The following is a 14,494-nucleotide window of genomic DNA, read 5'->3' on the forward strand; positions in this document are numbered from 1 at the left end:
GTCTGAAAGCTGGGGAGCCGGGGTTGCGCCTTACTCACTGTTCCTGAGTTTCAGCGCCAAAAGGTGCGACAAGCGGTCCAGGACCTCGTCGGGCGGATACTTGACATCCGCCGCGTAGACCCGGGCCTCCTCCACCTTCTCGGGCCGGACCTCGGGCGCTTCCGACAGGGCGCGCCCGACCGATCGTGCCCGCTCGAAGCTGGGCTTGTCGGCGGCCGCAGGCGCAGCCGCCACTTTCCGGGTGATGTTCTGACTCACCCCCGGCTCACCGTAGCGGCCTGGATTGAACTCGATTTCCATACTAAGCAAGCGCCTACATGGTGGCAGGCCTCGTTTTTTCGTTTCCTCTACGCCAATCCGGCTTGGTTATCGGCGTTGTCCGCGGCAACTTTAGCCGGAATTTTCGCGCCCCGGCAAGGTGGCCAACAACCAGGAAACCGTCAGCCGGGCCAGGGCCCGCGGCGCCCGCAGGCTCCGCCAGCATGCGTCCTCCTGCCCGGCATTCCACCAGCCGGTCCTGGTCGACCGGCGTGCCGCCCGGATGACAACCGGGTCGGCCGTGTCGAACACCTCGTCCGCAGCCCACCAGGTGCAACCGGAGCGCAGGTCCACCAAACGCAATCGCCATCCCACCACGGCCGGCGTGTAGGGGCGAAAAGTGGTCAACTCCGCAAAGAGGACGGCCTCGGCGTCGCTTGCCTCCCGCACCTTTTGCAGGAAGTCCGGTGGCAGGGGCTGCTCGGGGCTCCAACTGGGCCGCCCGGTGAGCTTCTGCAGTCGGCGGGCGGGAAGGAGCACGACCTCGGCAAAACCACTCCGCAACAGCTCCGTCTGCAGGGCGTCCAACAATCCCTGCTGCATTTCCGGTCCCAAATCCGGGAGTTCCACGTGCAACGGCAACAACACCACCCGCCGCAGATCCGCCGGCAGAGTGGGCGCGGCCCGATACACGTTCAGCCTCGCTGGCACGGCAGGTTTCGGCCCCGCCGGCAGCCATTGACCCCGACCGCTCCCGGCCCCGGCAAGCACCAACGCCACGGCCAGGAGCCCGGCCCAGCCCCGCAAGCCGCCTGGTTCCACTCCGGTCCTGACCGTCGCGCCGTTCATGTCGCCACCTCACGCCCTCTGACCGAACGCCTGGAGGAGATATTGCAGCTGCTGGTTGATCCGTGCCTGGGCCTGCTCCATGGCCGTGAACTGCTCGATCATTCTCTGGCGGTTCTGCTCCAGCAGCCGTTCCATTTCGGCGATCTGTTCGTCTATGTCACTGGACTGGCGCGCCAGGTTGGCCTGTTTCTGGATGAGCGTTCCGTCCTCGCCCACCAGTTGTTCCACGTAGTCATGGAGCCGGACCGCCAGACCGACGCCCTCCCCGGTGAACAGCTGTTGCACAGCCGCCAGGTTGGTGCGCAGGAGCTCGTCCAGGGCGGACTCGTCCCTCAGGGTCAATTTGTTGTCCTCCCCGCTGGTGGTGATGCCCAGGTCGGCGAGGTGATCCGCCACACTCGAAAGTCCTGAAACCTGCTGGTAGGCCAGGGCCCGGAGTCGGGAGGCGATTTCGTTTGCGTCACTTTCCCCGGCCAGCACCCCGGCGCTGACCACGCCCTTCGAGTCGGTGGTGCTCGAGGTGTAGTCGTCGAGCATGGATTGGACTTTGTTGTATGCCTCCAAGAAAGACTGGATGGTGCGTTTGACCTTGTCCGTGTCCTGCTCCACCGTGACCGTGGTCGTGCCCTCGGTCAACGCGGTGAGGGTCAGACCGGCAATGCCGGAGCTGGCCTCGGTGATGGTGTTGGAGGTGCTCACCAGTGTGTCTCCACCGTTGACCTTGAACTGGAGATTCTGCCCCCGCTGGAGGGTGCCGGTGGTCAGCCCGGCCGCGGCCAGGAAGTTGCCCGTGACATCCTCCAGGGCGATCCCCAGGTCGCCCGTGCTCCTGTTGGTCAGGACGATCCGGTCGCTGAGGGCGTCGTACGTGGCATACACGCCCGCGGCCGATTGATTGATCCGGTCCAGGACCGCGGCCAGCGTGTCGGTGCTGGCGTTGTAGGTGATGGAGACACCGTTGATGCGGAATTCGCCGGCGCCGCTGCCGCCGTCGGTCACTGCAGTGGCGAAGTTGGCGTTGCTCAGTGTGGTGTTAATTTGGAGGGCGCCCAGGGAACCGGCGCTCGTGACGGTGCCGGTCCCGTTGTTGTAGAGCCGGGCCACCTGCAGGAAATTGCTGGTGTCACTGGCGCTGCCCAGGACGATCTCGCTGCCGCTGGACAGCGTGATGCGATCGGTGGCGGCGTCGTAACTGGCGGTCACCTGTCCGCCGGTGGCCGCGGCGATCTTGTCAAACACCGCCTGCAGGGTGTCGGTGGTTTCGATGCTGACCTGTTTGCCGTTGACCGTGAAGGTACCCGCGGTGACGGCGGTGGCGAAGGGTGCGGAGGCCAGGGTGAGGCTGCTGACGTCGCCCGATGGACTCAGGGCGGCTCCCACGTCGGCCGTGCCCTGCCAGCGGGCGGCCGTGGCGCGCTGGATGATTTCGATCGTGTAGGTGCCCGGCGCGGCCGAACTCGCCGCCTCGGCCGTCAACACGTTCGTGTCCGCCACGCTGGTTTTTCGCGAGGTGTAGAGATCCGGCTTGAGCAGGTCGCCGAGGCGGTTTTGGAGGACCTTGAGTTCGGTTTCCAGGCTCCTGTAGGCGTTGTTGCGTTGCTGGATCCGCGTTTGTTCGTTGCGAAGCGCCTTTTGCGGTGCGCGCTCCACTTCGATGAGCTGATCAATGAAGCTGCGCCAGTCGAATCCGCTGGCCAAACCGGAGAGACCAAGGTCCATAAGTCGTCGTTCCTTTCTGCTTGTACCGTCCCGGACACCTTTCGGTCCGGATCCAACGGGACCGCGCGGGGCCCGGTGACCCCGCGCGGTCCGCAGGGTGAGCGGGTCGGATCCCGTACCCGCTCACCGGTTCCACTCCGGCTCCCGCCGGCCGTCAGGCCAGCAAGCGAAGCGCGGTCTGCGGATTGGCGTTTGCCTGGGCCAACATCGCCGTGCCTGCCTGGACGAGGATGTTGTACCGGGCAAATCGGGTGCTTTCTTCGGCCACGTCCACGTCCTTGATCCGGCTGTTGGCGGCCGTGAGGTTGTCACGCAAGACACCCAGCTGTTCGCTGTACTTCGTGAGCCGGGCGATGTTGGAGCCGATCGTGGCGCGATCGGTGGCCAACTGCTCGATGGCCGCCTTGACGTTGGCCAGAGCGGAGACGGCGCCGGTGGTCGTGGAAATGTCGGCGCTGGTGGCATTGGTGTAGACCGAGGCCGTCAGATCCACGCCGCTCATGTTGAACGTGTTCGCGTCACTGTCGGTGGTCACTGCCAGCGTGTTCCCGCTGAACAGACTCACGCCGTTGAAGTCCTTCGTCGCCAGGTCGTCAATGTAGGCGCCCAGGGCGGCGAACTCCTTCTGGTACAACGCGCGATCGTCGTCGGTCTTGGTGACGTCCTGCGCCAGCACGGCCAGTTCGCTCATGCGGTCCAGGGCCTTGGAGACCTTCTGCAGGAATCCGTCCTGGGTCTGGCTGAACGAGATGGCGTTGGCCACGTTGGTCGCCGCCGCATTGATCCGGTTGATCTGGGCGTCAAACCGCATGGAAACGGCCAATCCCGCCACATCGTCCTCCGGCGAAACGATCTTCGAGCCGGACGACAGACGAGCGAGCGACTTGCTGAGCATGGCGCTCGATTCGGCGAGCAACCGTGCGCTGCTTTGTGCGGATACGTTGGTGTTGATGACCATGTTGCTGACTCCTTCCCTGAGTCACCCCTTGCGGGGATTTGGTTCACACGGCATCCCTGCCGTGGGGTGATCCTGGGCTCGGGCGATCACCCGGTTTTCCCGACCGGCTGTCTGGGGCCGCCGGCCGCCCTTTCTCTGTCCGGCTCTCGTATCGGCGGTCGCGCCGAAGACTTGAGCCGGAAATCTGCAACCCGACGCGGGGAGGAGGGCGGGCCGGCCGGGCCGACCCGCCCCTGTCGGCTTACTCCTTCCCCCGGGACGGCATCGCGGTCTGAGTCGTCGGCGCCGCATGATTTCTCCCGCGTGGGGCGGACCGGACGTGGTCGCCTGACGTCCTCTCCCGCCCCCGGACGGGAACCTCCGCGTCACCGATCGTGCGATGCGTCAAATTCGGGTTCATTTCGATTTCCTGGTTGACCGGGACCGGCAAACCGGCCCGGAGGTTGGGACCGCGCACTGCCCGGTGAGCCGCCACCGGGCCGGGCGGTGTGGCTTACGACAGCAACCGCAGGACCATCTGCGGCACCGCGTTGGCCTGCGCCAGCATGGCCGTGCCGGCCTGTACCAGGATGTTGTAACGCGCAAATTGCGTGCTTTCCTCGGCCACATCCACGTCTTTGATCCGGCTGTTGGCCGAGGTGAGGTTGTCCTTCAGGACGCCGAGCTGGTCGCTCGTGTGCATCAGACGGACGATGTTGGCGCCCACGGTGGCGCGGTCGGTGGACAACTGCACGATGGCCGCCTTGACCCTTGTCAGGGCGGTGACCGCGTTGGTGGTGGTGGTGACGTCCGTGCCCGACAGCACGTTGGTGTAGGCGGTGGCGCCCAGGTCCACCCCCGTCATGTTGAAGGTGTTCCCGTCACTGTCGATGGTGACGTTGAGAGTTGCCCCGTCAAAGAGGCTGACCCCGTTGTAGTCCTTGGTGGCAACATCGTTGATGTAATCGACCAGCGTCTGGAACTCGAGGTTGTAGAGCGCGCGATCGTCATCCGTCTTGGTGACGTCCTGGGCCAGGATCGCGAGCTCGCTCATCCGGTCCAACGCCTTGGCCACCTTCTTCAGAAAACCGTCCTGGGTTTGGCTGAACGAGATGGCGTTGGCGATGTTGCCCTTGGCTGCGTTGATGCGGCTGATCTGGGCGTCAAACCGCAGCGCCACGGCCTGACCCGCCACGTCGTCTTCCGGCGAAACGATCTTCGAACCGGAAGACAACCGCATGAGGGATTTGTTCAGGAGTGCGGAGGATTCCATGAGCAGCCGGGCGCTGCTCTGGGCCGACATGTTCGTATTGATGACCATAACTCAGTCCGTGAGTCGCCCCGGGGAGGGCGTGGGATTTTGCGCGGCGTCCGTGCCGCGGGTGCGACATTCTCAGGGGCGCGCACCGTTTTCCCCACCGGCGGTTCCAGGCCCGCCGGTCGCCTGTCTTGCGACGCCCCATGGATCGGCATGCCGGCGCAAAGCTTGAGCGGTTTTTCGCGGTCGCCAAACGGCGTGCCGTCCATGCAAGCCCAACCCGATGCGGCCCCGGCCGGGCAGCGGGTTCGTGCCGGGCCCAGGTCCTGCGGCAGCATCCGCAGGGGTGGCGGGGCGCCGTTGACCGGAGGCCGCGTTTGTCCGCACACTCCCGCGTGGGTCACATTCATGAACGGATTGACTTTGCGGTGGCCGTGTTCGTGGTCGAGCACGGCCGGGTGCTGCTTTGCCTGCACCGGCAACTGGGGAAGTGGCTGCCCCTCGGCGGGCATGTCGAGCTGGACGAGGATCCCGAACAGGCGGCCATTCGTGAGGTGCGCGAGGAAAGCGGCCTGGAAATCGAGCTGTGGGGCGAGCGCCCTCCCACAACGGGCCCCGGCACCCGCGCACTCATTGCCCCGCGTTTCATGGACATCCACCGCATCCACGAAACCCACCAGCACGTCGGACTCATCTACTGGGCCCGGCCGCGCGGGGGCCGGCTCACCCTGGCATCCGGAGAGCACCAGGAGCTGCGCTGGTGCACGCCCGAAGAGCTGGAGACCCTTCAACCACCGCTCGATCCGCCCATCCGCTGGTATGCACGAAAGGCACTGGAGGAAGTGGAAGGGATCTCCCCCGGCCCGGTTGCCGGGACTTCGGCCTCAACGGCTTCGTAGTCATCCCGAGGAGGGAACGCACCATGGCTGCCCACCGATCGGCGGTCTACTTTGTGTTGGCCGGCTTGAACTCTTTCTCCACGGTCCTGTTTTTCTACTACTTCTACTTTTTCGCGCGCGAGGCATTCGGGTTTGACGATGCACGCAACCTTTGGCTGGCGGCGCTTCAAGGAGGGGTTTACGCCGTCGGTTCGTGGACGGGAGGCCGGGCAGCCGAGCGCTGGGGATACCGTCGTGGCCTCATGGCCGGTATGGCGCTCATGGCTGCCGCGTGGACCGCAGGCATCCGCGCCGAGGGCGCTGTCTGGCACATCGGGCTCCTGGTTATGGCGACCCTCGGCATGTCCTGCACCTGGCCCGCTTTGGCAGCATTGGTGACCGAGGGACAGGACCGCTCCGGCATGCATCGGAGCGTGGGGGTCTACAATTTGGTGTGGGCCGGCACGGGCGCCCTGGCCTACTTCACGGGTGGGGCGGTTCTCGAATGGCTCGGCATGCGGGCCCTCCACCTGGTGCCGCTGGCCATCGTCTGTTCCGGACTGGTTTTGCTCGTGCTCGCAAAGCCTCCGCACCGGCCGGCGCAACCGGAGGCGCAGACCGGCTCCCCTCCCTCCTGGGAAACGGGTCATCCACAGGCCAGACGTTTCCTGCTCATGGCCTGGCTGGCCAATCCGCTCGCCTACATGGCCATTCAGACGTTGATCGCCGTCATGCCCGGAGTGACCACGCGACTGGGACTCTCCACGACATGGGCCGGGATGTGTGCCTCGATCTGGTGCTTTGCCCGGTTGGGCGCGTTTGCGCTGTTGGGGCAGTGGGCCGGTTGGCACTACCGATTCGGCTGGCTCGCCGCCGGCTACGCCACGCTGACCACTTGTTTCGCCCTGATCCTGTTGGCCCCCTCCATGCTGGTGCTCGTCCTGGCCCAGATCGGCTTCGGCCTGGCCCTCGGACTCATCTACTCGTCCTCGCTCTTCTACTCCATGGATGCAGGCCCCACCCGAGGCCAACACGGAGGCATCCACGAGGCGGCCATCGGCCTCGGCAACATGAGCGGCCCGCTGATTGGCGCCCTCGCGTTGCAGTGGGGCCCTCAGACACCCCGGAGCGACACAATTGCCATAACCTGCCTCCTTGTTGCAGGCGGATGCATCCTATGGACGATGCGACCTGACGAGCCTGCCCCCGGCCGGTCCTGAAACGAAACGTCCTTCGGCCGCTCCAAAGGCAAGGGTCTTCCCCGGCCGCCTGCCCGCGGCAGCCGGGCCGGGTCATCCGATCAGTGTTGACTGCCGTTGCCGGAGCCCGTGGGCGGTTCCTCCGCCGCCCGGGCCAGCTCTTCCAGCACACGGGCCAGGTCGCGCAGGCCGGGTGCGGGAATGATAATGGCATCGCGCCGTCCGCCCACATCCTCCGTAATCCGCAGAAACCGACCGCGCGGGTTCTCCTTCAGCGAAAGAATGAAGGTCTTACGCTCCACTTGCAGTCGCTCGGTCCGCAGCGTCACGTCCGCGGAGGCCGCCGGCTTTGCAAGCCCGTCATAGGCCGGACGCGACCGGTAAGGCGAAGGCCGTTCGTTCGAAATCATAACCCCAACCCCAAGGTTCCCTTCACACAGCTATTAGCTGCGCACAAGTTCAGCCGCCATCATCGGCTTGTCAACTCCGCAGTTTGAACGCGGGAACGAAACGGGGCCCGTCGGATGATCGTGCCATGCGCGCCAGATAGCATCCCAGACCGATCAATCCTATCAGATTGGCCACCTGTGCCGTCGCATGCCAGTGCCGAAGTTGTTGGGCGGCCGCTTCTTTCTGGGGCGCCGGCAGGTTCACGGCATACTTCATGCGGTGCAGCCGCCGGATCTCCGGTTGCCAGACGAATGCGCCGAGCAACGTCAGCCCGGTCAACGCCACTGCCAGGTAGGTTTCGATCCGGCGCAAGGGTTTACGGAGCCAGGCCCATTCGATGAAAAGGTGCCCCAGTGCGATACCCGCGCAAACGATCTGCAGCCGGATCAATCGGGAAATGAGCACCTGGGCAATGGCCCCGCTGAAATAGGGGTGATTGGCCTCGCCCAGCAGCCGGCGCATGTCGTCGGAAAAGGCTGCGGGCCCGGCGCCCAGGGTGAAAAAGACCGTGGCGCCGAACCAGACGGCTGCGTTGGCCAGTCCGACGTATCGCAGCAAACCGATCACGGGCCCAACCCTAAGGAGCGACCGTTGCGCTTGCCAAGCCCGAACAGGTTTCCGTCCTTTCGCGGGAGCGCAGGCCTATCGTCCCCGCGCATCGTTGAAAAAAACATGCTGGAGTGGGAAAACCATGGCTTGACACATGTGCGGCCTCCGTTCATAAGGGGGCGCGAAAGGTGGGACTGCGCGTGCACCGGGCGGTCGGCCCGACCGGTTGGTCCGGAGGAAACCGAACCTCTTCAAAGCGAATCACCTGAGGAGGTTGGCTCACCCGCCCACCCGGCTGAGAACGGCTCCTACGCTCGGCACGGGTCCCGTCCTTTTGCTTAACCAACACCGGTAGTCCAAACCCTGGTCCTAATATGAAACCTCGCAAACCCGCAGCTCTGACAACGTGCAGCCGTGCGGTAACGCTGCTCGGATTGGTTGCCGCCAGTGCGGCCTCCCGGGCCGAGTTCCAACCGATCGACTTGCTCCCCCAAAGTTTCAACGCCGACGTGGTTGTGGAGAAGACCGCCCCACCGCCCTTGCCAGCGTTCGTCACGGCCACCATGGACGGCGGGACCAACAACAACGCCTGGACCTTTTACGAGCAGGGATACGATCCCAGCCGCCCCAACACCGGACTGCCCCCTGCGGGCACCGATTTCAGCACGCCGAACGACCCGAACCGGGTCTACCGGCTGGCACCCAGCGCGGCCGAGCCCAATGCCCTGCTGGTTTATTCCGCGCTTCCGCAGGGGAAGCTCACGTTCCAGACGCCCACAGCCTACACCCTTCTGAGCATCGTCAGCGCGGCCGGAAGCGGGACGGCCGTGCTCGATTACACGGTGCGGTTCACTGACGATACGACCGAATCCGGAACCCTCAACATCTATGATTGGTTCAACACCCCGTTCGAGATTGCCTGGGTCGCCAACGGCCGGGTGAACACCGACAACGGCCAGTTGGGCGCCCTCTACAGTGGCAATCCCAAGCTCTTCTACGCCGACATCCCCATCGTGAACAACACCAAGCCGATCAAGGAGGTGGAGTTCCGTTACTCCAGCGGGAATGGGCGCACGGCCATCTTCGCCATCAGCGGTTCCCAAGACGGTGTGACGTGGACGCCCGTCGCCCTGGCCGGCTTCACCCATGACGTGATCATCGAGGCCGGCGCGCCGTTGACGGGTGTGCTCAGCGGTTACACCACGGTCGTCCTGGACGGTGGCAATGGCGCGACCAACAGCGCCGGCAACGGATTTTACGAAGTCGGGTTCAATCGCGACGCGCCTTCCACCGGTTTGCCAGCCGCGGGGACGACGGTCACCAACGCGGGCCGGGCGTTCGCGTTTGCGCCCGATTACAGTCAGAACAACGTCTTCTTCGTGGGACCGTACGAGGGCTATCTGACGGCCAGGGCCAACCTCGTGAATCCGGCGGCCTACCAGGCTCTCTCGGTGTTGAACTGCTCCGGCAACGGGCCGGTCACGCTCAACGTCGTGGTCTATCACGCCGACAGCACCACCGAATCCTTCCAGATCGATTCGCCCGACTGGTTCAACCAGCCGAATCCCTTCTATGTTGTGAACGGCCGGTTCAACCCCAGCACCCTGGGCATCGACGCTGTCAACAGCGGCAATCCCCGGCTGTACACGAATGACATTGCGCTGGCCAACACTGCCAGTCCCGTCACGGCAGTGGAATTCACCTACCTCGGCGGGGGACGCGCCGCCGTGTTTGCCCTGGCCGGGCTGGCCCCCGGAGCGGACATGTTCCTGCCCGTGGAGGTCACCGGGTACAACGGCGATGCCGTGGTCGAAGCCTCGGCCCCGCGATTCCCGGCTGCTCTGACCAACGTCACCACTGTCTCCATGGACGGCGGCACCAACAACACCGGTAACACCTGGTATGAGCAGGGGTACTACCCGCTGATCCCGGACTCGGGGTTGCCGGCTGCCGGGTCGCTCGTGACCAGTCAGGCCCAACCGGATCATCACTATCGGATGCCGGCCAGCTACACTGGACCGAACGCGGTCTTCGTGGATTATGCCCATCCCGAGGCCAATCTCATCCCGGCCCGTCCGCAACCGTACTCGGCCCTCAGCTTCCTGAGTGCCACGGCCAACAACAATGTGACCAACGAGGTGGTGATCCAGTACGCCGACGGCACCTCCGAGACGAACACCTTCGTCTCGCGTGACTGGTTCAACAACGAACCGTTCGCCTTCAGCACCCGGGGCCGGGTCAACCTCAACACCCGCACGCTCAACAACGATCCGGGCCGGACCACCACGCCCAACCCGCGGCTCTACGAGGCCCAGTTCGCCCTCCAAAACACCACCAGCCCGGTGACCAACATCGTGGTGCGCTTCCTCGGCGCAGTGAATCCCACGACGGGCCGGATGGTCATCCTGGCCGTGAGCGGCACGCTGGGCGACTTCGCCCCCATCCTCGGAGACATCACGCCGGCCAGCGCGGGTGTGTACGAAGGTGGCACGGTCACGTTCACCTGTCCCTTGGTCGGCGGCACCGAACCGGTCAGCCTCCGTTGGCAGTATCGGGCACCGGGCGGGAGCGAGTGGACCGACCTCGCCAACAGCGGTGGCATCAGCGGCGCCGACACGGCGCAGCTCGTGCTGAACTCGGCGGCACTGGCGCAAACCGGCGAGTACCGCCTGACGGCCACCAACGCGGTCGGATTCGCTCTCAGCGGCGTCGCCCGGCTCACGGTGGTATCCTCCATGCAGGACGTCACCCAACCGGGCGATTTCATCTACATCCTGGACGGCAGTTCGCCCGGAGCGGAAACGGTGGACCATGCGATCGACAACCTGGTACAAAAGTACCTGAACTTTGACGCCTTCGACACGGCCGCACCTTACGTGGGCCCGCAAGGGTTCGTGGTCCGGCCCTCGGTCGGGCCCACCATCGTCCGCGGCGTGCGCATCTATACCGCCAACGATGCCGAGGCACGCGACCCGGCGGACGTGGTCATCGAGGGCTCCAACGACGGTGTCAGCTGGACGTTGATCAGTTCCAATGCGCTGACCCTGCCTTCCGGGCGGAACACGGTGACCACGGAGATGATCGATCCACTGGTGCATTTCCATCAGGAGGTGTACTTCGCCAACGAGACCGAGTTCGCCTATTACCGTGTCCAGTTCTACAACGTGAAAAACAACAGCGCGGCCAACAGCGTCCAGATCGCCGAGATCGAGCTGTTGGGCATCGTGCCGGGTGCCGAACCGCCCACGCTGACCCTGACCGTGGGCACAGGCGGGACCCTGACGCTGACGACGTCGCAACCGGGCACGCTGCAATCCACCACCAGCCTGACTCCGCCGATCCAATGGGTGGACGAAGGCCCCATCTCGGGGAGCATCACCATCACCCCATCCACTGAAGTGCCGGTGAAGTTCTATCGGGTGCGCGTTCCCTGATGGGTTCGGCTGAATACTGAATCGCGCCGGCGGGTCGGGTTGAATCCCGGCCCGCCGGTTCGTTTGGAGTCGGGCAGAAGAGAACCGGATCGGGCGCATCAGCGGCCACAGGACAGCAAACCGGACAGGGTTCCCTGGCCGGTTTTTGTGCCCGCGGGTCGGTCGCAGGTGGCGCTGCCCGCACCCATGCCGGCCGGGCGCCTTTCCGGCGTTGCCAAATGGCCGGTAACGACCCTAAATGGGCACAGGGATGCCGACAGTGGGCGAACAACTCCGAGCACGGCGCGAGGCCGCTGGACTGAGCCTTCAGGAAATGGCGGCCGTGACCAAGCTTCGTGCCGACCTTCTACAGTCCTTGGAAGAGGGTCGTTACGAAAGATTCAGTGCCCCGGTTTACGTGAAAGGTTCGGTTCGCAGCTACGCACTGGCCCTCAAACTCGACCCCGCGCCACTGCTCCGCCAACTGGACCAGGAATTGGCGCGCGACGAGCGCCTGTCCGGCCCTCCAGCGCTCAGCCCGCAGGAACCCGGCCTGCTCGACCGCGTCCTGTTTCATGTCGCCCGGGTCAGTTGGCCCCAGGTGATCGTGTTGGCGGCCGTGGTCGGGCTGCTGGCGCTCTGGATGGGACGGCGCATCCTGCAGGACCCGGCCCGCGTGGAACGGGCCCTCCAAGATGTGGCGCCCTCCCTCTACGAAGTCCCCGCCCCGTCGAGCCTGCAAACCCTGTCCCTGCCGGACTCCGCGTCAGTCCGGCAAAACCCCTGACCGGAAGCAGGAAAAGACGATTACGGACCCTCGCGCAGCCTGCCCGGGGTCGCGACCCGGAAACCGCCGGCTCCGGAAGATCAGGCAGGAGGTTGAGGCGGGAAGGTCGCCCAGGCTGAGAGCTTGGACTGGGCCTGCCGCGACATGCCTGTGAACACCATCGAGACGTGGTAGCCGGTGTGCCGGTTGCCCGTGCAACTGACAACCACGCCCGTACAGGTCACGCGGCCCTTGTCCATCGGCGACTTCACCGTCAGGGTCATCTCTGTCCAACAAGGCAGGGCCGTGGGACTGAGAAACTCGATGCCATTCCGGCGGAACACCACAGCCTCCGGAGGCAACGCCAGCTGCGTCTCGCGAGCTTCCACGGTGACCTGCGTTGATCCGTCGGGACGCTCGGCTTTCCGCGCACTCATAGATTACTCTCATCCTACCACATTTGTCGCGCCGGTAAAGGATCAAACCTCGCATTGCATGAGCCAAACGCCACAGGCGCCGCGGCGACGGCCGCCGTTCGAGCGGCTCCGCCGGCAACAGCCCGGGTTCCGACCAGCCGTTGGATGCCCCTCCACGCTTTGCCATTGGCAGCAGCCGCGGACCACGCCAACCTTCGGAGGATGTCGCGCGCAGTGTCGATGCGAATCCGGCTCAGATGTCACCCTGCCGGTCCGACGATTCACGCAGGCCCGCCAAACCACACGTTTCCTCCACCGGGCCGGAGGCGGTGTCAGGCTTTCCCCCGCGTTCATCAGGCAGAAGGATGGCCGGTCGAGCGAGTGCCGCATCGGCATGCACGGTCCAGGGCCGGCTTTTTGCGTGGATGGATTTCACTCGCATGAACCCCGCCGTTCCGCCTGTCGGGTCGCCCGCCGGTGCACCGTCCTTGCGCCCGCTGCTCACCGCGGTTTTCCGCACGTGGCGGGAAAGTGGCATCCGGTTCGTTGTCCTGAGGAATTACCAGCAACTGCCCGACTCCACCTCCAACGACGTGGACGTGCTGGTTGCCCCTTGTGCGCTCGCAGAAGCCGAAAGACGGTTGATCACAGCCGCATCCCAGGCCGGGTACAGGCCGCATCAGCGCGTCTGTTTCGATCCCGTCTCGCTCTTCTTCCACCATCCGCAGACACTCCACCAGGTGCAGATCGACCTGTTCCACCGCCTGGCCTGGCGGGGGGTTCCGCTGCTGGATACCGAGTCCGTGCTGGACCGGTCCGTGCAACGGGATCTGTTTGCCGTGCCGGATCCGGTGGACGAGGCCGTGCTCAATCTCCTCATCCGGCTCCTTTACCAGGGACGCGTGCGAGAGAAGTACCGGGAATCCATTCGCACCGTCGCCGGGGAACGGTCGGAAGCGTTTTTCGCGCGCCTGGCCGAGGCCGTCGGAACCAAAGCAGCCAGGACGCTTGCAGAATGGACGCGCGGGGGAGACTGGGAAGCCATCGAATCCCGCGCCCACCGATGGCGCCGGAATGTCGTTTGCCGGGCCCTGTTTCATGCACCCGGGCGAGTCCTGCGAGCGTGGGCAAGCGACCTGAAACGGTTGTGGGCACGGGCCCGGCGGCCGCCCGGCCTGCTCGTGGTTCTGCTGGGACCTGACGGTTGCGGAAAGTCCACGGTGGCCCGGCTGCTCTTCCCGGCTCTGTCTCCCACTTTCCAGCCTGACAAAAGCCTCCTGGGTCATTGGAAGCCGGAAGTCCTGCCCCTGCCTCATCGGCGGGGACGCCCGCCCACGACCCAACCTCACGGGCGCGCTTCACGTGGCCGGTGGCTCTCGCTGATTGTGTTGTTCCTGCACGCTCTGGAGTACGGCCTGGCGCACTGGTGCGTGATCCAGCCCGTCCGTTTTCGCAACGGCTGGGTGGTCATGGACCGGTATCACCACGATTTCTTTGTGGACCCCAGGCGATATCGGCTGGCTCCGCCCCCTTTGCTGTTCCTGCGCATGTTCCGCATGGTTTCGGACCCTGATCTGGTGTTCGTTCTGGATGCGCCGGTGGAGGTGCTGCGACGACGCAAAACCGAGGTGCCCGAAGAGGAGACCCGACGACAGCGGCAGGCCTATTTAGAACTGGCCTGCCGGTTGCCCAAGGCGCACGTTCTGGATGCCACCCAGCCGGCGCCTCTTCTGGTGCAACAAATCGTCCGTATTGTCCTCGGTCACCTGGCCGGTCGCCGAACCCGCTCCCCATGGACATGA

Annotated in this window: 14 protein-coding genes; 5 read left to right on the forward strand and 9 right to left on the reverse strand. The window is 65.0% G+C overall.

Annotated elements, in window-relative coordinates; translation table 11 throughout:
* Positions 1-30: 30 nt before the first annotated feature.
* From ACPDIX_RS01425 to ACPDIX_RS01445, 5 genes are all read right to left on the reverse strand, one after another.
* Complete coding sequence (locus ACPDIX_RS01425) at positions 31-300, reverse strand: hypothetical protein (RefSeq protein WP_423429984.1); 270 nt, start codon at positions 298-300, stop codon at positions 31-33.
* 90 nt (positions 301-390) lie between these two features.
* Positions 391-1,107, reverse strand: a complete 717-nt coding sequence (locus ACPDIX_RS01430; RefSeq protein WP_423429985.1) for a hypothetical protein — start codon at positions 1,105-1,107, stop codon at positions 391-393.
* A 9-nt stretch (positions 1,108-1,116) separates the two neighbouring features.
* A complete protein-coding gene (fliD, locus tag ACPDIX_RS01435; protein ID WP_423429986.1) occupies positions 1,117-2,826 on the reverse strand; it encodes a flagellar filament capping protein FliD in 1,710 nt (569 codons plus the stop codon).
* A gap of 154 nt (positions 2,827-2,980) precedes the next feature.
* Entirely contained in the window at positions 2,981-3,784 is an 804-nt protein-coding gene (locus ACPDIX_RS01440; RefSeq protein ID WP_423429987.1) for a flagellin, read from the reverse strand.
* Positions 3,785-4,277: 493 nt separating this feature from the next.
* Complete coding sequence (locus tag ACPDIX_RS01445) at positions 4,278-5,084, reverse strand: flagellin (protein ID WP_423429988.1); 807 nt, start codon at positions 5,082-5,084, stop codon at positions 4,278-4,280.
* 332 nt (positions 5,085-5,416) lie between these two features.
* Here ACPDIX_RS01445 and ACPDIX_RS01450 point away from each other — a divergent pair, with 332 nt between their 5' ends.
* Both ACPDIX_RS01450 and ACPDIX_RS01455 read left to right on the forward strand, forming a co-directional pair.
* Entirely contained in the window at positions 5,417-5,920 is a 504-nt protein-coding gene (locus tag ACPDIX_RS01450; RefSeq protein WP_423429989.1) for an NUDIX hydrolase, read from the forward strand.
* A 23-nt stretch (positions 5,921-5,943) separates the two neighbouring features.
* On the forward strand, positions 5,944-7,119 hold the full coding sequence (locus ACPDIX_RS01455; protein WP_423429990.1) for an MFS transporter: 1,176 nt from the start codon (positions 5,944-5,946) through the stop codon (positions 7,117-7,119).
* An 80-nt stretch (positions 7,120-7,199) separates the two neighbouring features.
* On the opposite strand, the gene ACPDIX_RS01460 is transcribed toward ACPDIX_RS01455, so the two are convergent.
* A complete protein-coding gene (locus ACPDIX_RS01460; protein ID WP_423429991.1) occupies positions 7,200-7,508 on the reverse strand; it encodes an RNA-binding protein in 309 nt (102 codons plus the stop codon).
* Between the two features lie 70 nt (positions 7,509-7,578).
* Positions 7,579-8,115, reverse strand: coding sequence for a DUF4149 domain-containing protein (locus ACPDIX_RS01465; protein ID WP_423429992.1), 537 nt, complete (start codon positions 8,113-8,115; stop codon positions 7,579-7,581).
* A 356-nt stretch (positions 8,116-8,471) separates the two neighbouring features.
* Between ACPDIX_RS01465 and ACPDIX_RS01470 the strand changes: the two genes are divergently transcribed.
* Both ACPDIX_RS01470 and ACPDIX_RS01475 read left to right on the forward strand, forming a co-directional pair.
* A complete protein-coding gene (locus tag ACPDIX_RS01470; RefSeq protein ID WP_423429993.1) occupies positions 8,472-11,531 on the forward strand; it encodes a hypothetical protein in 3,060 nt (1,019 codons plus the stop codon).
* A gap of 250 nt (positions 11,532-11,781) precedes the next feature.
* Positions 11,782-12,297, forward strand: coding sequence for a helix-turn-helix domain-containing protein (locus tag ACPDIX_RS01475; protein ID WP_423429994.1), 516 nt, complete (start codon positions 11,782-11,784; stop codon positions 12,295-12,297).
* An 80-nt stretch (positions 12,298-12,377) separates the two neighbouring features.
* Here the strand turns inward: ACPDIX_RS01475 and ACPDIX_RS01480 are convergent, their stop codons facing one another.
* Both ACPDIX_RS01480 and ACPDIX_RS01485 read right to left on the reverse strand, forming a co-directional pair.
* Positions 12,378-12,713, reverse strand: a complete 336-nt coding sequence (locus tag ACPDIX_RS01480; protein ID WP_423429995.1) for a PilZ domain-containing protein — start codon at positions 12,711-12,713, stop codon at positions 12,378-12,380.
* A gap of 232 nt (positions 12,714-12,945) precedes the next feature.
* Positions 12,946-13,134, reverse strand: coding sequence for a hypothetical protein (locus ACPDIX_RS01485; protein WP_423429996.1), 189 nt, complete (start codon positions 13,132-13,134; stop codon positions 12,946-12,948).
* Between ACPDIX_RS01485 and ACPDIX_RS01490 the strand changes: the two genes are divergently transcribed.
* Complete coding sequence (locus ACPDIX_RS01490) at positions 13,133-14,494, forward strand: hypothetical protein (RefSeq protein WP_423429997.1); 1,362 nt, start codon at positions 13,133-13,135, stop codon at positions 14,492-14,494. The genes ACPDIX_RS01485 and ACPDIX_RS01490 overlap by 2 nt on opposite strands.

Origin of the sequence: Limisphaera sp. 4302-co, from assembly GCF_049537155.1 — a bacterium.
GTDB lineage: Bacteria > Verrucomicrobiota > Verrucomicrobiia > Limisphaerales > Limisphaeraceae > Limisphaera.

Excerpts from the sequence above, each read along its gene's own strand:
- ACPDIX_RS01430 (WP_423429985.1), bottom strand. The coding sequence starts at position 1,107 with ATGAACGGCGCGACGGTCAGGACCGGAGTGGAACCAGGCGGCTTGCGG.
- ACPDIX_RS01490 (WP_423429997.1), top strand. The coding sequence starts at position 13,133 with ATGAACCCCGCCGTTCCGCCTGTCGGGTCGCCCGCCGGTGCACCGTCC.
- ACPDIX_RS01440 (WP_423429987.1), bottom strand. The coding sequence starts at position 3,784 with ATGGTCATCAACACCAACGTATCCGCACAAAGCAGCGCACGGTTGCTC.
- ACPDIX_RS01470 (WP_423429993.1), top strand. The coding sequence starts at position 8,472 with ATGAAACCTCGCAAACCCGCAGCTCTGACAACGTGCAGCCGTGCGGTA.
- ACPDIX_RS01460 (WP_423429991.1), bottom strand. The coding sequence starts at position 7,508 with ATGATTTCGAACGAACGGCCTTCGCCTTACCGGTCGCGTCCGGCCTAT.
- ACPDIX_RS01485 (WP_423429996.1), bottom strand. The coding sequence starts at position 13,134 with ATGCGAGTGAAATCCATCCACGCAAAAAGCCGGCCCTGGACCGTGCAT.
- fliD (WP_423429986.1), bottom strand. The coding sequence starts at position 2,826 with ATGGACCTTGGTCTCTCCGGTTTGGCCAGCGGATTCGACTGGCGCAGC.
- ACPDIX_RS01455 (WP_423429990.1), top strand. The coding sequence starts at position 5,944 with ATGGCTGCCCACCGATCGGCGGTCTACTTTGTGTTGGCCGGCTTGAAC.
- ACPDIX_RS01425 (WP_423429984.1), bottom strand. The coding sequence starts at position 300 with ATGGAAATCGAGTTCAATCCAGGCCGCTACGGTGAGCCGGGGGTGAGT.
- ACPDIX_RS01480 (WP_423429995.1), bottom strand. The coding sequence starts at position 12,713 with ATGAGTGCGCGGAAAGCCGAGCGTCCCGACGGATCAACGCAGGTCACC.
- ACPDIX_RS01475 (WP_423429994.1), top strand. The coding sequence starts at position 11,782 with ATGCCGACAGTGGGCGAACAACTCCGAGCACGGCGCGAGGCCGCTGGA.
- ACPDIX_RS01445 (WP_423429988.1), bottom strand. The coding sequence starts at position 5,084 with ATGGTCATCAATACGAACATGTCGGCCCAGAGCAGCGCCCGGCTGCTC.